General features: G+C 60.5%; 2 protein-coding genes. Both read right to left on the reverse strand.

Annotation, left to right across the window (positions count from 1 at the left end; all coding sequences use genetic code 11):
• Window positions 1-166 precede the first annotated feature (166 nt).
• A complete protein-coding gene (mutM, locus tag XAXN_RS16800) occupies window positions 167-982 on the reverse strand; it encodes a bifunctional DNA-formamidopyrimidine glycosylase/DNA-(apurinic or apyrimidinic site) lyase (protein WP_054320401.1) in 816 nt (271 codons plus the stop codon).
• A gap of 167 nt (window positions 983-1149) precedes the next feature.
• A partial coding sequence (locus XAXN_RS16805; RefSeq protein WP_054320400.1) for a transposase occupies window positions 1150-1465 on the reverse strand: 316 nt, incomplete at its 5' end.

Here is a 1465-nt window from a genome sequence, read left to right on the forward strand (position 1 = left end):
GAAACCGGTAGGTCATTACACATTGCGCAAAGCAGGCGCCTGACATGCCAACATGTCGACCGCGTGGGAGTTAGCCGAACGGCGTTGTTGTGACTTGAGCTGCAACCTTCGGGACACTATCGCGATAACAACAGTGCTCAAACACCGCATCGGCTTGATATGGCGCTTATCGCTGACAGCTTCCGCACCATACCGTGGCGCGTTGACCAATCGTCGCGTGCTTCAACACCCGTCCGCACTGTTTGCAGGCCTCGCCCTCGCGCCCGTATACAGAGAGTTCCTGCTCGAAATAGCCAGGCGCACCATCCGGGCTGATGAAATCGCGCAACGTGGTCCCACCGCGTTGGATGGCATACGCCAGGATCTCCTTCACTGCGTCAGCCAGACGCCGATACCGCTCCAGCGACACCTTTGCCGCCTCGCGCAGTGGACTGATTCCCGCCCGATGCAGGCTTTCGGCAGCGTAGATATTTCCAACCCCGACAACCACGGCCTGATCCATCAAAAAAATTTTGACCGCAGCACGCCGCCCCTGTGCCAGCGCGTGGAGATAATCCCCAGTAAATGCATCCGATAATGGTTCTGGACCAAGCGCAGCGAGCAACTCATGGGCTTGCGTGCCGGATTGCCACAACAGGCAGCCAAAGCGACGCGGATCGTTGAAACGCAGCACGCGCCCGTTTTGCAGACTGATATCCACGTGGTCATGCGCCCGCGGCGGCGTGTCGCCAGGCAGCACCCGCAAACTCCCTGACATCCCCAGATGCAACAGCGCGCTGCCTCCCGCATCCGTATCGATCAGCAAGTATTTCGCACGTCGGCGTACGTTGGTAATGGTGGCACCGGGGAGCAAGCGCTCGATCTGCTCGGGAATCGGCCAACGCAGATCGGGCCGACGTAGGATCACGCCATGGATCCGCTGCCCAACCAGATGCGGCGACAGGCCACGCAACGTCGTTTCAACCTCGGGCAACTCTGGCATCGGTGCATCCAACAGGCGCCGGTCGCACACCGGCAAAGCAGCTAATGGGGGTCCAGACACTCGAATGCAATCAATGCGACGCTGCCGGCGCACCATCGCGGGCTTATTCGTGCGTTGTACACCCGATGTAAGCGCCACTTCCACTTCACAGCGTGGACTAAGAGCGGCTAACAAAACCCAGGAAGCATGCGTAAGCAGATGATGGAGCATGCAAGCGAGAGCAACGCCAAGTGGATATCGATGCGGCGTTCGAAGCGGATACGCAGCTTGCCCATGCCGGCAAACCAAGCGTGCGTGCGCTCGACGACCCAGCGGTGCTGGCCCAGGCGGTCGTTGCGTTCGATGCCCTTGCGTGCAATCCGCGCAATGATGCCGCGCTGCTTGAGGGCGGTGCGGCAACGGCACCTGTAGCAGCCCTTGTCGGCATGCAGTTTGCCTGGCCGGCGTCGCGCACGCCCTGGTTTTCCACGGATCGCAGGCAAT

This window comes from Xanthomonas axonopodis (assembly GCF_001304695.1).
Lineage (GTDB): Bacteria > Pseudomonadota > Gammaproteobacteria > Xanthomonadales > Xanthomonadaceae > Xanthomonas > Xanthomonas axonopodis.